Origin of the sequence: Fodinisporobacter ferrooxydans (assembly GCF_022818495.1) — a bacterium.
GTDB classification, from domain to species: domain Bacteria; phylum Bacillota; class Bacilli; order Tumebacillales; family MYW30-H2; genus Fodinisporobacter; species Fodinisporobacter ferrooxydans.
In genome coordinates this window covers 4694508-4711986 of sequence record NZ_CP089291.1, presented here as the reverse complement: position 1 = coordinate 4711986, position 17479 = coordinate 4694508, and the positions used below count along the sequence as shown (strand labels likewise).

Below are 17479 nucleotides of genomic sequence, written 5' to 3'. Positions count from 1 at the left end.
ATGAGATTGACACATGAGATTGGTTGCGGAAGGGGAGTGGAAGATGGAACCGTTTCGCTTTATTCATACGGCTGATCTGCATTTGGACAGCCCGTGCAAGGGTATGAAACGGATTGGGCCTGATTTGCAGACAGACTTGCAGGATGCGACGTTTCATGCTTTCGAGCGGATTGTCGACGCCTGTATGGAACGTGAAGTGGATTTTTTAACGATTGCCGGAGATCTGTTTGATCAGCCGGAAAGAAGCTTGCGGGCACAAGTGCACTTTCGCGAGCAGGCCAAGCGCCTGCAAAAGAAAGGTATACATATCTATATCATTCATGGCAATCACGATCATCTCGGCGGCAAATATATTCGCATGGAATGGCCGGACAACGTATACGTATTTCCGGCGGGAAAAGTGGACAGCCAAAGCGTCTATCGAAACGGCAAAGAACTTGCCCGTATCTATGGAATCAGTTATCCTGCTCAAGCGGTATCGGAAAACTACGCAAAAAAATTTCAAAGAGATACACAGGCACCCTATGCAATCGGACTCCTCCATACAAATGTGGGCAGTGATGAGCAGCACGAAAATTACGCGCCGACGACAGTAGAAGAACTGACAGCGGCGGGATTTGATTTTTGGGGGCTTGGACATATTCATATACCGCGTATTCTCAACGATCAGAATCCCGTGATCCTTTATCCGGGCAATCCGCAAGGCAGACATATCCGCGAAGCAGGCGCCCGCGGCTGTTATTTGGTCGATGTAAAGGAAACGGGAGTTTCTGAGTTGACGTTTTTGCCGACAGATCAAATCAGATGGTTCATGCTGCAAGTGGATCTTACCGGTTGCGACAGGGTGGAAGAGATGGTGGATCGTTTGGCGGAACACGTGGCGGGTGTTGCAGAATCCCATGCGAATACAGGAATCGTGCGAATGACGGTACATGGAGCGACTTCCTTGCATGCGTATTTACAGGATCGGGAAAATCTTCGTCAGGTACAGGATGCATTGCAGACAATCCTTTCGAATTCCTGCGGGAATTTCTGGATTGAATCGTTAGAAGAACAGACAGCGCCTAATTATGATTTGGAGCTTTTGCGTCAACAGCCGAATTTTATTGGAGATTTTTTGACAATCGCCGAAACGTGTATGGAATCACCTGCGATACGGGATGACTTGCAGCGAAGCTTGCAAGAGTTTTATGGAAGAGGAAAACCGTTGCCGAATCTTTCTGAGGAAGATTTTCGACTCTTGCTGCGGAAGGCCGGCCAGTTAGGATTGCAAATGTTGTTGGAAGTGGAGTGAATAGCGTTGCGAATCAAACATTTGCACATATATGGGTTCGGACAGTTAAAACAAATGACAATCGACGTTTCCCCACAGGGACTCCATATCATATACGGCCCGAATGAATCGGGCAAGACGACGCTACTTGCCTGTATTCGCGCCATCTTGTTCGGATTTGACTCATCGAAGACGAAAAGCCGCTATGAACCGATGGACGGCGGAAAATTTGGCGGGAAAATCATTTGTCAAATCGGCGAGAACGGCAAGCATTCGCAAACGTTGCAAATCGAACGCGTGTTTCAGGGGCGGGCTTTGCGGGGAGATCTTAAGATTACGGATGACTCCGGCCGGATCTACACGGAAGAGCGATATATGCAAGAGTTTCAGAAACATTTGTCCCCGCAAGTATATCAATCGATCTACGCATTCGGACTAAGTGAATTGGAAGATTTTCAATCCTTGTCAAAAGAAGATATCCAAGGGCGAATTCACAGCGCCGGAATGGGGCTTGGCGCCGTCTCGCCGATTGAGATTGAAAAGAAACTGGAAAACAGGAAACTTTCCCTCTATCGAAAACGGGGACAGGATCAGCCGCTGACCAAACTTGTAAAAGAAAAGCAGGAATTGCGAAAATCCATGCAACAATTGTCAACGATCCCGGAACAGTATGAAAAACTTCGTCAAGAGCTCGCAGAAGTCCATGGCAAAATGGAACAATGGAGAACGGCAAAACAGAAGTTGGAGCAGCGACGAAACCAGGCAAATGTATTTGCACAACTGCGGCAATTATGGGAAGAGATTCATCCGATTCAGCAAAGGCTTCTTGGTTTGCAACATCTGCCTGTTTGTACAAGGGACATGTATCATCAGTGGGACAAATGGCAAGAGCGACTGAATGGCCTGGAAGAGAAGATGCAAGAGTATGAAAGGCAATATCGAATATTGGAAGAAGAAACCAACGGGATCCATTTCGATCCCGACTTGGAAGAAGATTGGAATACGATTGTTGAATTGCATCAGGAAAGACACGTATATATGGAATGGGTCAATCAAATCGAAAAGCTGTCAACGGAATTGGAGCATATAAAAATCAAACAGGATGGAATTCTGGCGCAACTTGGTGTCAACTCGAACGCGAATGGCGTTTTCAGTATTTCAACAACGTTTGTTACATATGAAGAAGTGAGGAAATTTGAAGCGGATCGTTCCCAAATCACGGAGCAGCTGGCCTTTCAAACTTCACAAGTCGGGCAATTGCAAAAAGAACGAATATTGCTGGAAGAAGACATGAAAGACCTTGCTTCAGCCATTCAGGAAATTGCGGCAAACTTTCATGCCGAACCGGATCAACTTTTACAACTGCAGAATACGATTCAGCAATTGCAAGATCTCGCAATGGAATTGCAGCCCATGTTGGCACAGAAAAAATGGTTTGAGCAGCAGGAATCCCAATGGAAACAGCAGGAAAGCCCAATTCAATCACTTCGCTCGGAACGCAAATCTTCCGGGCAGGAAAAAGGAACCCGCTTGTTTTTTACAGGGGTTGTTCTGATCGTAACGATACTTTTGGCAGCAGGTGTGGCATGGCCAGCGCTGCGTATCGGTTTGTTTGCAGGGGCCATTTGTGTACTCCTGTTTGCCGGATTCACGTTGCAGGTCGTAAAGGAGCAGCAAGGCCGGAATGGAAGCAATTACAAAGGGAACAACAGGGAAGCCCGGTCAATCGGGCAATCGCTGGCAAATGTGCAGGAAAATATAGAACAGCTTGCCCGCCAATTGGATCCCTTGATGCAAAAAATTCGGGTACTTGCCGAAGAGATTCGAATCGACTTGGATGGATTGCGAGTTGGGAGTGTCGATTCGTCACAGGAAGCGTTTCAGCGCTTTGTGCAATTTCTTTTGCAAAAACGTACGCAGGTGGAACGGTTGCTGATTTTAGTGGCCCAAAGACAAGACTGTTTGCGCAAACAAGAGAAAAATGAAAGGCGCTTATTGGAGGAAGTACAAAAACAAAAACAGTTGCAAGAGAGTTTGCATCAATGGGAGCATGCATGGCATGTATGGCTTACGACACAGGGCATTGCACATCGGCTGTCACCCGCAAGTGTTTTGCAATATTTGCAATTGGTGGAACGAGGGAAAGAAAATTTGCGGGAATTTGAAAATCGCAGCAAACAGAAGCTGCAATATGAGTCGCAAATCCGGCAGTTTATACAAAAAATCATAGACTTGCAGCAACAATTCCAGAAAGAAGAGCATCCGGACATCGTCTATCCAAAAGATCCGCTGCACCGTCTGCAGGATTTATACAATCAGGCAAAACGGAATCACGCAGCTTGTGTACAAAAGCAAGAGTTGGAGTATTCCTGTCAGACATTGAACAATCAACGAGTACAGATCTGGCAGGAACTGCAGCATCATTTGCAAGAAATGAATGGCTGGCTTAAGAAACATGGATTTTCAGAACCCGGACAAATTGCCGACAGTTATGAAAATACAGAGAAAAAACGTCAATTAGAAGAACAACTGCATATGCTGTATTTAAAATGTGAAGCAATCTCAGGATCGCGACACAAGTATGAGCAGCAGTTGCCGCAAATCCTGGAGCAGGACAGCAGTTCCTGGCTGCATTTGCTTCAGGAGCTGGAAAGGGAATTGGAACAAATCCAAGAGGAACTTGCGGAGTGCAGCCGTCTGCAAGGGAGGTTGGAAAGTGAAATCGAACGGCTGGAAATCGATTCCGAGCGTTCCCGGTTGCAGCAGCAAATGCAACAAATCGATGCGCAATTGAATGATTTGGCAAGGGAATGGTCTGTCTATACGCTGACACAGAAACTGTTGGAGTTGGCGCGACAAAAATATGAACAGGATCGGCAGCCAGCCGTATTGCAAAAAGCATCACGGATGTTTGGAGATATCACAAACAACCGTTATCAACAAGTAAGGACACGCATTGGTGCACCCGACATTCTGGCGATCCAAAGCCAGACGATCGCATTGTCAACATCGTCATTAAGCCGCGGTACTGCAGAACAACTGTATCTGTCCCTGCGCTTTGCCTTGATCGATGAACTGTACCAAAAAGGCATGGAGGCACCTATTATTTTGGATGATATTTTTGTGAATTTTGATCCGATGCGACTGCAAACCACAATTCAAGTGTTGGATAGAATGGCGCAACAGCATCAAATCCTGTTTTTGACTTGCCACCCGTATGTGGCAGAATCTTTGCAGGCAAACATTCAGCCAAGTCATTATACTGAATTTTTCCCGCAGAAGCAGGAATTTACCATAGAAAAATAAAATTCTTATTACTAGTGCGTGTTCAAAAAGTGGTTAAGCAATCCACCGTGGAATTTTGACTACTTTTTGAAATCCTCTACTAGAGAGTTCATTTGCATGGGGGACTTAGGATGCAGCCATATCCTATTATTTTGCAACCTGTATTTATCAATCAGCCATGGGGAGGATTTCATCTACAATCGCTATTTTCTTTTGCCGGGCAAGAACCGGTAGGGGAAGCATGGCTATTATCCGCTTGCAAAGATATTCACTCCATGATTTTAAACGGTATGCTGGCTGGCAAGGATCTGACGGATATTCAGTCAATGACATCCGAATGGTTTGGCTTTGAGAAAAGCCGTTCCTTTCCTTTGGTTATCAAAATTCTCGACACCGGTCAAAATCAACCTGTCTTTGTTCATTTCAATGACCGCAAGCAGTCCGGATTGACAGATTCATCTCAGATCAATACGAAATTTTGGTATATTCTTGAAGCTGATCAAGGGGCTTCCGTCTATTATGGACATACGGCACAATCCAAAAGTGAATTCCGGGGAATGATCCAACAAGCCGAATGGGAACAATTATTCATGCGAAAGCAAGTACATCCGGGAGATTTTTTTTATATTCCAAGCGGCATGGTGCACGGTTTGGGGAAAGGAATAGTCGCTTTGGAAGTGCAGCAAAGCGATGCTGCTTCTTTCCGCTTGCATGAGCCCAATACCGGCAATCAAAATCGTGAAGACATCGATGCGACCGATTACACAATCGAATTCGAAGATGTCTTGAAGCAAATCAATTATCCATCCCGTTTGCCGGATGTGCAGCCATACAAATGGAAGCAAGGGAATACACATCTGACCCGATTTGTATCAAGCGATTATTTTATCGTGGAAAAATGGGAGATTCACGATTCCATCCAGACGTCTACAGAACGGAAATTTCGCTTTGGATTTGTAATAGATGGAGCAGGGGAATTGATTGCAGCGAATAACACAATTCTTTTGACGAGAGGAAAGGTATTTTTATTGCCTGCTTCTTTGGGAGAATTTGAGCTACGTGGGCAATTGTCTGTTTTCATGGTTTATTTGCCACGATAATCCATGTTGGCAATTTGATGCATCGGAAATCCCTGTCTATATATACCGGAATCCCTTGCCTGTATTGGTAATTCAAATGAAAATTATGTATACTTTCAGCATACCGTTCGATATAGAATATAGGAGCAATTCATATGGAAAAGGAGAGAACATAGAACTTGATGAAGCCACTAACATTTGATTATTCAAAAGCAGGAGCGTTTTTGAGTGAACAGGAATTTAGCAATCTTCAGCCGGCAGTTGCCTTGGCACATGATTTGATCCATTCAAAAACAGGACCCGGAAATGACTTTCTTGGCTGGGTTGAATTGCCGGAACAGTACGACCGTGAAGAATTTTCGCGCATTCTTGCAGCTGCTGAGAAAATCCGATCCGATTCAGACGCACTTGTTGTGATTGGCATCGGTGGGTCGTATCTGGGAGCAAGGGCGGCGATCGAAATGCTCACACATTCTTTTTCTAATGTATTGAGCAAGTCACAACGTAACGCGCCGGAAATTTATTTTGTGGGCAATAACATCAGTCCCGTCTATCTGACACAATTAATGGATGTGCTGGAAGGCAAGGACATATCTGTGAATGTGATCTCCAAATCTGGAACCACGACAGAGCCAGCCATTGCATTCCGTATTTTCCGCGATTACATGGAGAAAAAATATGGCAAGGAAGAAGCACGGAAGCGAATCTATGCGACGACAGACCAAGCTCGCGGCGCATTGAAACAATTGGCCACAGAAGAAGGTTACGAATCATTCGTCATCCCGGATGATGTCGGGGGCCGCTATTCCGTTTTGACAGCTGTGGGATTGCTGCCGATTGCTGCAAGCGGAGTCGATATTCAACAAATGATGCAAGGGGCTGTAGATGCAGTTACAGCATTTGGGGAGAAAGATATTGTAAAAAATCCGTGCTATCAATATGCGGCAGCACGAAACGCATTGTATCGAAAAGGGAAAACGATCGAATTATTGGTCAACTACGAACCTTCTCTACATTTTTTCTCGGAATGGTGGAAACAATTGTTCGGAGAAAGTGAAGGGAAAGATCATAAAGGGATCTATCCGGCAGCTGTCGATTTTACAACAGATTTGCATTCGATGGGACAATACGTACAGGAAGGCATGCGAATCTTGTTTGAAACGGTTGTATATATCGAGCAACCGAAGACAGACATCACGATCGAGAAAGATCCTGCAAATTTGGATGGTTTGAATTTTTTGGCAGGGAAGACTATGGATTATGTAAATAAAAAAGCGTTTGAAGGAACGTTATTGGCGCATACGGACGGTGGCGTACCGAATTTTATCATCCGTGTTCCCGAGATCTCGCCGTATTATTTTGGACAACTCGTTTATTTCTTCGAAAAAGCATGTGCGATCAGCGGATATTTGCTTGGTGTGAATGCATTTGATCAGCCTGGCGTGGAAGCATACAAGAAGAATATGTTCGCTCTTCTTGGGAAACCGGGGTATGAAGAAGAAAAGGTCAAATTGGAACAACGGCTGCAATAATCAACGATCAAATGGAGTAAAAGTAAATAATGAAGTAAAAGTAAGGAATGGAATAAAAGCAGGGAACAAAAGCCTTTCCAGCGTATTCGGCGTACATTGGAAAGGCTTTTTCAACATATCGGAAAGTATACCGAAAGAACAATTAATAATCCTGGTTTTTTATCAACTGATCGGAGACCCAGATTCCTTCTGTGACAAAGTCTACAGAACCTTGTTTGCGCAGGTCATTTAAAACGCGATTGACCGTTTCCCTGGATGTTCCGATCATATTTGCCAACTCCCGGTTTGTCAGGCGAAAGGATAATACAAAGCCGTTTTCCACTTTTAGGCCATTTTGTTTACAGAGATGCAACAATGCATGAACAATCCGGTCATACGCATTTTGAATGGTTACATCCTGCAGTTTTTGCTGAAGTTCTAAAATCTTTCTGCCAAGCACGCGAGTGACTTTTAAGAAAATTTTCGGTTGTTGCAACAAAAGGTGCTCAAATTCCCGAATAGGAATTGCCGCCAACTCACTTGCTTCAATTGTCTGAGCGGTCCCCGGATAAGGAGCGTCGTCAAAAAATCCTACATGTGGAAACATATCACCAGACTGAAGAAAAGAAACGATTTGCTCCCTCCCATCTTCATCAAGTTTTGAGACTTTGACAATACCGGAGCGAACAAAATAAACAGCTTCCCGTTCATCGCCTTCATGAAAAACAAAAGTATCGCGCGGGAATTTGCGAGCATGGACAATATTTGCTATTTTATCTAATTCCTGATCTGACAGGTCAGAAAAAATGGACATTTGCCGCAACCAATCCATCATTTGTACCTCCCTGGATAGCTTAACTGATTCCATTTATTTTTGAAAATCCCTACTAAATCAATAGTACATGAAATTTTTATCAAGTACCAATAAAAAAAGCCGCTTTCTTAACAAAAGCGGCCGAGAGATTTGATTAAGTCAAAACGCATTGGCATGTTCTTTTTCATATTTGGAGATTTCATCTTCATACTGCAAGGTAATTCCGATATCATCCAATCCCTTCAACAAGCATTCACGGCGGTAAGGGTCGATTTCAAAAGGAATGCTTAGTCCTTCTTCATCGCTGATCAACAACTGTTCCAAATCAACTGTCAATTGATAGCCTTCTTTTTCAAATGCACGTTTAAACAAAAGTTCCAAATCCTGTTCAGATAGTTTTATCGGCAAAATTCCATTTTTAAAACAGTTGTTGTAAAAAATATCAGCGAACGAAGGCGCGATGACTACTTGAAATCCGTAGTCCAGCAATGCCCAAGGCGCATGCTCCCGGGAGGAACCGCAGCCAAAGTTATTGCGTCCCAATAAAATGCTGGAACCTTGATAGCGTGATTTGTTTAATTCAAATTCCGGATTTGTCTCTCCATTTTCTGTAAAGCGCCAATCAAAAAATAGAAATTGTCCAAATCCGGTGCGTTCGATGCGTTTTAAAAACTGTTTCGGGATAATTGCGTCTGTATCTACATTCACCCGGTCAAGAGGTGCAACAATACCGGTTAGTCTTGTAAATGGTTGCATGGATATCTCTCCTTTTAAACTTGTAAAGTATAATTTAAACTCGTAACGCTAGTGTTCAATTGCAAAGCAGAACGAATCTCACGTTCGTTACTTATTCACAACCCAATTGCGCACATCATAAAAATGGCCTTTAATAGCGGCAGCAGCAGCCATTTGCGGGCTGACGAGATGTGTACGGCCGCCGCGGCCTTGACGTCCTTCAAAATTGCGATTCGATGTAGACGCACAACGTTCACCTGGCTGCAATACGTCTGGATTCATGGCGAGACACATGCTGCAGCCAGGCTCTCTCCATTCAAATCCCGCTTCGGTAAAGATTTTGTCCAATCCTTCCGCTTCTGCCTGTTGCTTTACTTTATTTGAACCGGGAACCACCATCGCATTCACATGGCTTGCAACTTTATAACCTTTGGCAATGCTAGCTGCGGCGCGCAGATCTTCAATCCGTCCATTTGTACATGAGCCGATAAATACACGGTCAATTTTGACTTCCTCCAAAGGAGTTCCAGGTTCGAGGCCCATATATGACAAGGCATTTTGTGTAGCTTTGCGATCGTTTTCGTTTTCACAGTCTGCAGGATTCGGAACCGCATCCGTTACGTTCGCACCCATGCCAGGACTTGTGCCCCATGTAACTTGTGGCGCGATTTCATCGGCATTGATCTCGACACGGAAGTCATAATCTGCGCCTTCATCTGTCACGAGTTGCTTCCACTGTTCTACAGCGCGTTCGAATGCTTCTCCTTGTGGAGCGAAACGTCTGCCGCGCAAATATTCAAATGTTACTGCATCCGGTGCGATCAGGCCGGCACGGGCGCCTGCTTCAATGGACATATTGCAAACGGTCATCCGCTCTTCCATGGACAAATTGCGGATTGCTTCACCTGTATATTCGATAACCGTTCCTGTAGCAAAGTCCGTACCAAATTTTGCAATAATCGCAAGGATCAAATCTTTTGCTGTAACGCCAGCCTGCAAAGGGCCGTTGACCCGCACTTCCATCGTCTTTGGTTTTGCCTGTGACAAGCATTGTGTAGCCAATACGTGTTCGACTTCGCTTGTGCCGATTCCGAATGCCAAAGCGCCAAATGCACCATGTGTGGATGTGTGGCTGTCACCGCAGACGATTGTCTTCCCTGGTGATGTAAGGCCCAATTCTGGCCCAATCACATGCACAATGCCTTGGTCCGGGCTGTGTATATCTGCCAGGGTGATGCCAAATTCCTGGCAATTTCGCGTCAATGTGTCCATTTGCTTGGCTGAAATCGGATCTTCTACCGGTTTGGAACGATCTGTTGTCGGGATATTGTGATCGACTGTGGCAAACGTACGATCCGGGCGGCGGACTTTGCGATTGTGCATCCGCAAACCGTCAAACGCCTGAGGTGATGTTACTTCATGGATTAAATGCAAGTCTATATATAAAATACTAGGCTTGTTGTCTTCTTGGTGGATAACATGCGCATCCCAAATTTTTTCAAACATCGTACGTTTTTTGTTTGCACTCATTGTCTTCTTACACTCCTTGTTTGCTTTTTATAAAACTTGAATCTAGCACTTTCAAATTATATCGATCATTCTTACTATAATATATTTGTATCATAATTGCGACTATTTATCTAACATATAATATCTATATATGGTATAGTTTTTACCTATACAGGTGTTTTTAAGTATTTCATGGTTATATAGCGAATTTTCATGATCATGCACGTATTCATAGCAGAAAACACACTTGCCAGCGGAGCATGAAATTGCATGCAGGATAGAATCAGCAGAATTGATTTCATATATTTCAAAGGAGACACATATACACATATGGAACTACGCCAGCTTCTATATGCCTTAAAAGTTGCGGAACATCGAAGTTTCTCCAAAGCGGCCGAGTCATTGCACATTGCACAGCCCTCATTAAGTCAACAAGTGGCAAAACTAGAGCAAGGATTAGGTGTTCAATTATTTGACCGCACAAATACCCCTCTTGAGCCGACATATGCCGGAGAACGATTTGTTTTGCACGCAGCTCAAGTACTTGATAAGGTAGAACAAATTCAATCGGAAATGCGCGATTTAGCTGATATGAAAAACGGCCGACTGATTTTGGGGAGCTTGCCGATGACTGGTTCCCATGTTCTGCCAGCCGTGCTGTCGATCTTTTGTGACAAATATCCGGGAATTGAAGTTGTCTTGATCGAGGAGACAACAGCTGTCCTGGAAGAATTAACGGCAAAAGGAAAGACTGACTTGGCCCTTTTGACGTTGCCGGTGGAACAGAGCCAACTCGATTGGATCCCATTAGTCGACGAGGCGATTTGTTTAGCTGTTCCTGCCAAACATCGGTTGGCAAAAGAAGGGCAAGTCGATGTCAAAGAATTGAAAGATGAATCGTTTATTTTTTTAAAAAAAGGACAAGGATTTCGGCAGATTTCACACGACATTTGCACACAGGCGGGATTTGAGCCGCATGTGATATTTGAAAGCAGCAATATCGATACGGTGCAGTCGCTGGTTGGTGCAGGCATGGGGATCGCATTTGTCCCGGAAATGGTGAAAAAGCAAGGAAGCGGTGATCCGCTGCTGCCACATTACCTGGCACTGCTGCCGGAAAAACCGACCCGTACGCTGATTTGTGCATATAAAAAAGGGAGATATCTGTCAAAAGCAGCACAAGCATTTGTTGAAATACTAACAAAATCGATATGAGGCAAAACTTGGCGCTTTAGTGCCCGGAGAGACTGATTCCTGTGGCATATCTAGATATGGTACCGGCGTAAGAGTTATAATGTAACATCAGGGTCAAGCGCCAGGGTTAACCATTGTTTCCATGCGTAAATTGGAGTATAATGGAAATTGGGAGATGGAGAGGAGAAATGTAATGGAAACAGCAGTGGGGCAACCGCAACAAAGTGTCCGTTGGGGAGAATTGGCAAACCGCGTCTTGGATGGACAAGGGATTGCATTTGACGAAGCGTTATCCATTCTGCGAGCAGATGATGATGAGCTGCTGGATATTCTTCAGGCATCGTTTCAGATTCGCAAACAGTATTTTGGGAAAAAAGTAAAATTAAATATGATCATGAATGTAAAATCCGGACTCTGTCCGGAAGATTGCGGATATTGTTCGCAATCAAGCGTTTCTGATGCTCCTATTGAAAAGTATTCCTTATTGGACAGAAAGTCCATTCTCGCGGGAGCAGAAGAAGCGATGAAGCGAAAAGCAGGCACGTATTGTATTGTCGCTTCCGGCCGCAAGCCAAGCAATCGGGAAATTGACGAAATTGTAGCGGCTGTAAAGGAAATTCGGGAAACAACGCCTTTAAAAATTTGTTGTTGCCTGGGATTTTTAAATGAGGAACATGCCCAACGATTGGTTGCGGCAGGTGTGGAAAGATACAACCATAATTTGAATACAAGTGCGGAAAACTATAAAAATATCACGACGACACATACATACGATGATCGGGTCAATACGGTAGAAATCGCAAAGAATGCAGGGATTTCTCCATGTTCGGGCGCCATTTTTGGAATGGGGGAAACGGATGAGGAAGCCGTGAAACTTGCTTTTTCCCTAAAGGAATTAGATGTAGACTCGATTCCATGCAATTTTCTAAATCCAATTGAGGGCACACCTTTAGCTGGCAAAAAGGAATTAAATCCGCGAAAATGTCTAAAACTGTTAGCTATGATGCGTTTTGTAAATCCGACCAAGGAAATTCGCATATCCGGAGGACGCGAAGTCAATTTGCGCCAACTGCAAGCATTTGGCTTTTATCCGGCAAATGCAATTTTCGTAGGTGATTATTTGACAACATCCGGTCAAGGGCCTATACAGGATTGGCAATTGATTGTGGATTTGGGCTTTGAAATCGAATCGGACAGCAGAATTTGAAACTGGAGGATTCAAAACTGAAAAATTCTCCACATATGTACCTTCTATCATCCTCTGACATAGTATGTCAGAGGATGATTTGACATGAGTCAGAGGGTGATCGGATTGAAAGCAAGCGGAAAAAAAAGTGCAACAAAACAGTTGACTGGTTCAAATAAAAAGGGTCTTGGCTTTAAACAACAGGCCAAAAAGAAAACGGCTGTCAAGAAAACAATTCATCCTTCTTTAGAAATGGCGTTTCGCCCATATCAACCGGATGATACAAGCTGGATTGTCGATTTGACACAAAAGGAGTTAGGAGCCATTTACCAAAGTGCCTATCGTGTGCCGTTGACGCCATTTCAGATCCAACAACTGCTGCAAATGGGGCAGCAGACCCGCGTGGTGCTGTATCAAAACAAACCAATCGGGTATTATACGTTTTTCTCGGACGATAGCGGAAAACGCCATATTACTTCTCTGGTGATTGACCATTCCAAGCAACGAAAGGGCATAGGCACAGAGGTTATGAGGAAAATTGAAGATCAGGCGAAACAAGATGGCATTCGGGTTTTGGAAGTATTTATTCAGGCAACAAATAAACCGTGTATTGCATTTTCGGAAAAATTAGGGTTTACGTATGCAGAACCGCCGTATATGAATACAATTTGTATGCAAAAGTTCATCGGTTAGGCGGATTTTCACTTGTTGATACGATTGAAAAAATGATTTACTATTCTTATTCAGGAATGACACGCAGGAAAAAGACAGGCAACGATAAGGAGACATTCATGGCTGAAACGTTACGGGATGCGGCGAAACTATTGTATTTAATTTTTCGTGATGTTCTTCCGCGGGCAAAATGTATGTTTGATCAATATCATCAATTGGCGCTGCAAATTCCCAATCCGGAATTGAGAAAGCAAGCCTTGGCAAGTATGGGAAGCAAGCAATTTCATGCAGATGGCGGTTCTGTTTATGTACTGCTGGCAAAAGACGCGATGGATGACATGTCACGGTTTATTGTTGCGTTTCAAACAATCAGCGATTACCTTGACAACTTGTGTGACCGGAGTACTTCGTTAGATCCGGAGGATTTTCGCCAATTGCATGTTGCCATGACAGATGCGGTAAATCCTGCCGTAAATCCTGCAAAAAGGCATTACTATCGATACCGCGAAGATCAAGATGATGGAGGATATTTGTGCAGATTGGTGGAAGATTGCCAGGCAGTACTGCGCAGATTCCCTCATTATTCGTTGGTACAGACAACTGTTGAGCAGCTTGTCGTATTGTACAGCGAATTGCAGACACATAAACATGTGAATATCGAGGAGCGAGAGAATCGATTGATACAGTGGTGGGAACAACATAGACAACTCGCTCCTGCTTTTCATTGGTGGGAATTTGCAGCTGCAACCGGTTCGACGCTTGGGGTTTTTGTACTTTGTGCATTGGCATCCAATCCTGCGCTGACACCCAAGCGGGCGGAAGAAGTTGTGAAGTGCTATTTTCCTTGGATGGGTGCCGTACATATTTTGTTGGATTATTTGATTGATCAGGAAGAGGACCGTAAAGGGGGGGATTTGAACTTTGTCTCCTATTACGAGAATTGGGAACAAACGGTTCAACGGATCGAATGGATTGTTGACCAAACTCGCAGGCATGTATCGGATTTGCCGGATGCATCCTTTCATCAATTGGTTGTACAAGGGTTAATGGGATTGTATTTATCAGATATGAAAGCTCGCAACTTGCCAGAAGCCCGGCAACTTCGCCTGATGTACCGCAAGTATGGAAAAGTTGCACGATTTTTCCACTTTGGGAGTCAAATGTATCGTTTCATGCGGAAGTAGAAACTTTTATATCGGCAACTCTGCTTGGAAAATTTCCGATCATGCTCGCATATGCGTATGCCGGCAACCAATTCCATAAAAATGGATGGAAAGGATTTTTTGCGCTATATGTGTTTTACACAATTGGGATTGTGATTGTTGCAGCAGTATTTCTCTATCGTCGGCAAATCCGGAACGCAGAATAAGGAATGCAGAATAAAGAAAACAACAAAATCCTTCAACTACTGGCATTTGAATATTCAATGATTGAACAGCCCCCATAGAATATAAGCAAAAATACGTTAGGAAATCTGATTTTGATGAATGTAAGAGGGATGCCCTTCTTGACAATTCGCACATAGTCCATTAATTTCCAAATGATAATGGCGAACATGAAAATTATGCATATTCGCAATTTTATCAATGGGTAAGTCGATAAAGTGAAAGTCTTCGATATGACCACATTTTTCACAAACCAGATGATGATGTGGAATCAGATTCAAGTCGAATTTGCTGGCATGATCGCCGACCCGTAATTCTTTCACAAAACCGGCATCGATAAACGCTTTTAATGTATTATAAACCGTTGCAACACTTAAAGACGGAAATTCATCTTTGATCGCATGATAAATTTGCTCTGCAGTCAGATGCATTTTGTATTGATTCATATGAGACAAAATCGAAATCCGTTGCGGTGTAATCCGCAAACCATATTCTTTTAACAACAAGACAGGATCAATCGAATAATCACGGGAAAGTTCCATATAAATTCTCCTTTCGCTAGCTTTATTATAATAGTTGACAAAATAAATATCCATTATAATCAAACAACAGTTATTGAACAAATTGTAACGATTTCAACACAATATTTAAAGTGCGTGTTCAAAAAGTGGTTAAGTAAGACACAAGGAGTGCGAAGCCGAAGCACGAAAAGGCGACGGAGTGTACGTGTTTGGTACATGAGTAAGCCTTTTGGGGATTCGGCAAAGCAATCCGCCGTGGAGTTTTGACTACTTTTTGAACATCCTCTTAAAGAAAAATAAAAATAAGGGGAGAAATGGGTGATTGTCTGCTACGACTTGTCTGCTGCATGCATAGTTTAAAATAGTATTGCAGGGAGAAGGAGAGAGTGGAATGGATCTGAAACATTTGCTGCGGATGGGATCACTGACAATGAATCTGCTGCAGTCTGATCACATGAAAGAGTTGATGGGGATGATGAATCAAATGCACTCCCCTTTTGGCGGTACATGGTTGGGAAATGTACCTGCGCAGAGGAAAGATACAAAACAGCAGAAGACAAATGATTCTCTGGGAAGTTCTCCGTTTGAGCATCCCTGGTTTCCGTTCCAGTCGGGAAACAATTTTAAAAATCAATCGCCGTTTCCTTTTATGAATGGGAATATGCCGCCGTGGATGATGCAGCGGCCCAGACAAGGGATGCAATCGAATCGCCCCAATCGCAGCCCTTTCGGATCAATGTCTTTTCTGGATCAATTGTCGAAATGGATGCAACCGGCTCCATCCAATACGACTGCTGCAACTCATCTGAATCAAGTCATGTCGGCCGTACACCAACGCAACAATCCATCTGCCAAAATATCCATTCAAGACATGACTCCTGGAAGAAAAAATCATTCCAGAGGAAAATTAAAACTGCAAACAAAAAAGAAATAATTCGAATGGGAATCGTACAAATATACGAATGATACAAATACATGAAGGAAAGGAGGCAATACTAACGATAAAGGGGGAGTATAAAAAATGAGTTCACGCGAACAACAATTACAATCCATTTGGCAGCAGCATTTAGTGAAAATGCCTCGTGAAAAAGTCGATCAAGTCATGAAACAGTTCGGCCTTTCAAAGTCGATGACCAAAAAACTGGATGACGAAAGTGCAAGAAAAGCAGTTTTTGGAATTTTGGCCAAACTCGATGATCAAACACTTGCAGGGGTTTCCCCATTTCTCTCCAGTATCTAGCGGCATGGAAAATGGGCGGCAATGGAACACAAAAAAATAACAACCCTCTTGAAGATCGCTCTCGAGTCTGCTTGAGGGTTTTCTTGATGGAATTTGAACTCCGGAATCAAAACTTCTATGGATTGCCGGATCCCCGGTTTTCTGTACGTGGAAAAAGCTGCGCCAGCTCTTGTGGAACAAGCCGGCTTTTGCGCGTGTGAAGATCCATTGTTACACTTGTAACAAGTGCATCAGCCACGATTTCATCCCGTTGATTTGTGATGACTTGTTTTAAAACATAGCTGGTATTGCCTAAAGAGGCTGGCGTTGTATGGATGGTGAGTCTGTCATTTTGCCGGCATTCTTGTCGGTAATTAATAGTAATATTTACAGTTACAGTTTGTATTCCCATGGCAATAAAGCGGTCATATGGCAAGTGGTTTTGCTCATACCATTCTTCCCGTCCCCATTCCAGATATTCCAGATATTTAGCATTATTTACATGTCCATTCACATCGATTTCTGTCGAGCGGACAATGATTTCCAACGTTACATCCATTGTGAAGTCTCCTTCAGATACGGTCAATCGCCAATCGGTATGATAACTTTTTCCGTTTATTCGTCAGGCGTATTGACCATATGGTATGCGGTTTGTTTTAACCGGGCAAACATAAACTCTTTCATCGATCCTTCTATGCCTGCTTCATCCAATGCTTTTGTCATGCAGGACAACCATGCTTCCGCCCGTTTTGGGGTAATCGGAAATGGCAAGTGACGGGCACGCATCATCGGATTTCCGTATTTGTCGGAATACAAATGCGGACCGCCGAAAAATTGCGTAAGGAACAGGTATTGCTTGTCCCGCACGGGCATAATATCTTCCGGGAAAATGGGTTTTAAGTCGGGATGCTCAATGACGCGCTTGTAAAATGCATCGACAAGCTTGCCAATTGTTTCTGCGCCGCCGATCGCTTCATAGGGTGTTTGTCCTTCGTAAAAAGTCATGATGTTAAAGCCTCCTATATTCAATACCGGTAGATAGAAGAAAACAAACCGGCTATTTGCCGGTCTGTCAGGAACTGGTTTGCGCTGTTGC

Annotated in this window: 16 protein-coding genes; 10 read left to right on the top strand and 6 right to left on the bottom strand. The window is 43.7% G+C overall.

The features are described 5' to 3' along the window. Positions 1–43: 43 nt before the first annotated feature. From LSG31_RS22600 to LSG31_RS22585, 4 genes are all read left to right on the top strand, one after another. Complete coding sequence (locus tag LSG31_RS22600) at positions 44–1294, top strand: metallophosphoesterase family protein (RefSeq protein ID WP_347437289.1); 1251 nt, start codon at positions 44–46, stop codon at positions 1292–1294. 6 nt (positions 1295–1300) lie between these two features. Then, the gene (locus LSG31_RS22595) at positions 1301–4579 is read left to right on the top strand and encodes an AAA family ATPase (protein WP_347437288.1); all 3279 of its coding nucleotides are present in this window, start codon (positions 1301–1303) and stop codon (positions 4577–4579) included. 110 nt (positions 4580–4689) lie between these two features. After that, positions 4690–5658 (top strand): type I phosphomannose isomerase catalytic subunit, encoded by a 969-nt coding sequence (locus tag LSG31_RS22590; RefSeq protein ID WP_347437287.1) that lies wholly within the window; start codon positions 4690–4692, stop codon positions 5656–5658. Positions 5659–5819: 161 nt separating this feature from the next. After that, on the top strand, positions 5820–7169 hold the full coding sequence (locus LSG31_RS22585) for a glucose-6-phosphate isomerase (RefSeq protein ID WP_430734299.1): 1350 nt from the start codon (positions 5820–5822) through the stop codon (positions 7167–7169). 142 nt (positions 7170–7311) lie between these two features. On the opposite strand, the gene LSG31_RS22580 is transcribed toward LSG31_RS22585, so the two are convergent. The 3 genes from LSG31_RS22580 to leuC form a co-directional block, all read right to left on the bottom strand. Continuing rightward, positions 7312–7980: a Crp/Fnr family transcriptional regulator gene (locus tag LSG31_RS22580; protein ID WP_347437285.1), complete on the bottom strand. Its 669-nt coding sequence runs from the start codon at positions 7978–7980 to the stop codon at positions 7312–7314. Positions 7981–8121: 141 nt separating this feature from the next. Beyond that, positions 8122–8718: a 3-isopropylmalate dehydratase small subunit gene (leuD, locus tag LSG31_RS22575; RefSeq protein ID WP_347437284.1), complete on the bottom strand. Its 597-nt coding sequence runs from the start codon at positions 8716–8718 to the stop codon at positions 8122–8124. Positions 8719–8805: 87 nt separating this feature from the next. Further along, positions 8806–10227 (bottom strand): 3-isopropylmalate dehydratase large subunit, encoded by a 1422-nt coding sequence (leuC, locus tag LSG31_RS22570; protein WP_347437283.1) that lies wholly within the window; start codon positions 10225–10227, stop codon positions 8806–8808. 309 nt (positions 10228–10536) lie between these two features. Here leuC and LSG31_RS22565 point away from each other — a divergent pair, with 309 nt between their 5' ends. The 4 genes from LSG31_RS22565 to LSG31_RS22550 all read left to right on the top strand — a co-directional run bounded on the left by LSG31_RS22565 (position 10537) and on the right by LSG31_RS22550 (position 14442). After that, complete coding sequence (locus tag LSG31_RS22565) at positions 10537–11421, top strand: LysR family transcriptional regulator (RefSeq protein ID WP_347437282.1); 885 nt, start codon at positions 10537–10539, stop codon at positions 11419–11421. Between the two features lie 172 nt (positions 11422–11593). Then, positions 11594–12607: a biotin synthase BioB gene (bioB, locus tag LSG31_RS22560; protein ID WP_347437281.1), complete on the top strand. Its 1014-nt coding sequence runs from the start codon at positions 11594–11596 to the stop codon at positions 12605–12607. An 84-nt stretch (positions 12608–12691) separates the two neighbouring features. Continuing rightward, positions 12692–13279, top strand: a complete 588-nt coding sequence (locus LSG31_RS22555; RefSeq protein WP_347437280.1) for a GNAT family N-acetyltransferase — start codon at positions 12692–12694, stop codon at positions 13277–13279. 98 nt (positions 13280–13377) lie between these two features. Next, entirely contained in the window at positions 13378–14442 is a 1065-nt protein-coding gene (locus tag LSG31_RS22550) for a tetraprenyl-beta-curcumene synthase family protein (protein WP_347437279.1), read from the top strand. 281 nt (positions 14443–14723) lie between these two features. Here LSG31_RS22550 and LSG31_RS22545 read toward each other — a convergent pair whose 3' ends face one another. Beyond that, positions 14724–15185 (bottom strand): Fur family transcriptional regulator, encoded by a 462-nt coding sequence (locus tag LSG31_RS22545; RefSeq protein WP_347437278.1) that lies wholly within the window; start codon positions 15183–15185, stop codon positions 14724–14726. A gap of 370 nt (positions 15186–15555) precedes the next feature. On the opposite strand from LSG31_RS22545, the gene LSG31_RS22540 reads away from it, so the two are divergent. Then, positions 15556–16098 carry a hypothetical protein gene (locus tag LSG31_RS22540; RefSeq protein WP_347437277.1) on the top strand — a complete coding sequence of 181 codons (543 nt, stop codon included), beginning with the start codon at positions 15556–15558 and terminating at the stop codon, positions 16096–16098. An 87-nt stretch (positions 16099–16185) separates the two neighbouring features. Continuing rightward, complete coding sequence (locus tag LSG31_RS22535; protein ID WP_347437276.1) at positions 16186–16404, top strand: hypothetical protein; 219 nt, start codon at positions 16186–16188, stop codon at positions 16402–16404. A 115-nt stretch (positions 16405–16519) separates the two neighbouring features. On the opposite strand, the gene LSG31_RS22530 is transcribed toward LSG31_RS22535, so the two are convergent. Then, positions 16520–16942, bottom strand: coding sequence for an acyl-CoA thioesterase (locus LSG31_RS22530; protein WP_347437275.1), 423 nt, complete (start codon positions 16940–16942; stop codon positions 16520–16522). 56 nt (positions 16943–16998) lie between these two features. Then, positions 16999–17388, bottom strand: coding sequence for a globin domain-containing protein (locus tag LSG31_RS22525; protein ID WP_347437274.1), 390 nt, complete (start codon positions 17386–17388; stop codon positions 16999–17001). Between the last annotated feature and the right edge of the window lie 91 nt (positions 17389–17479).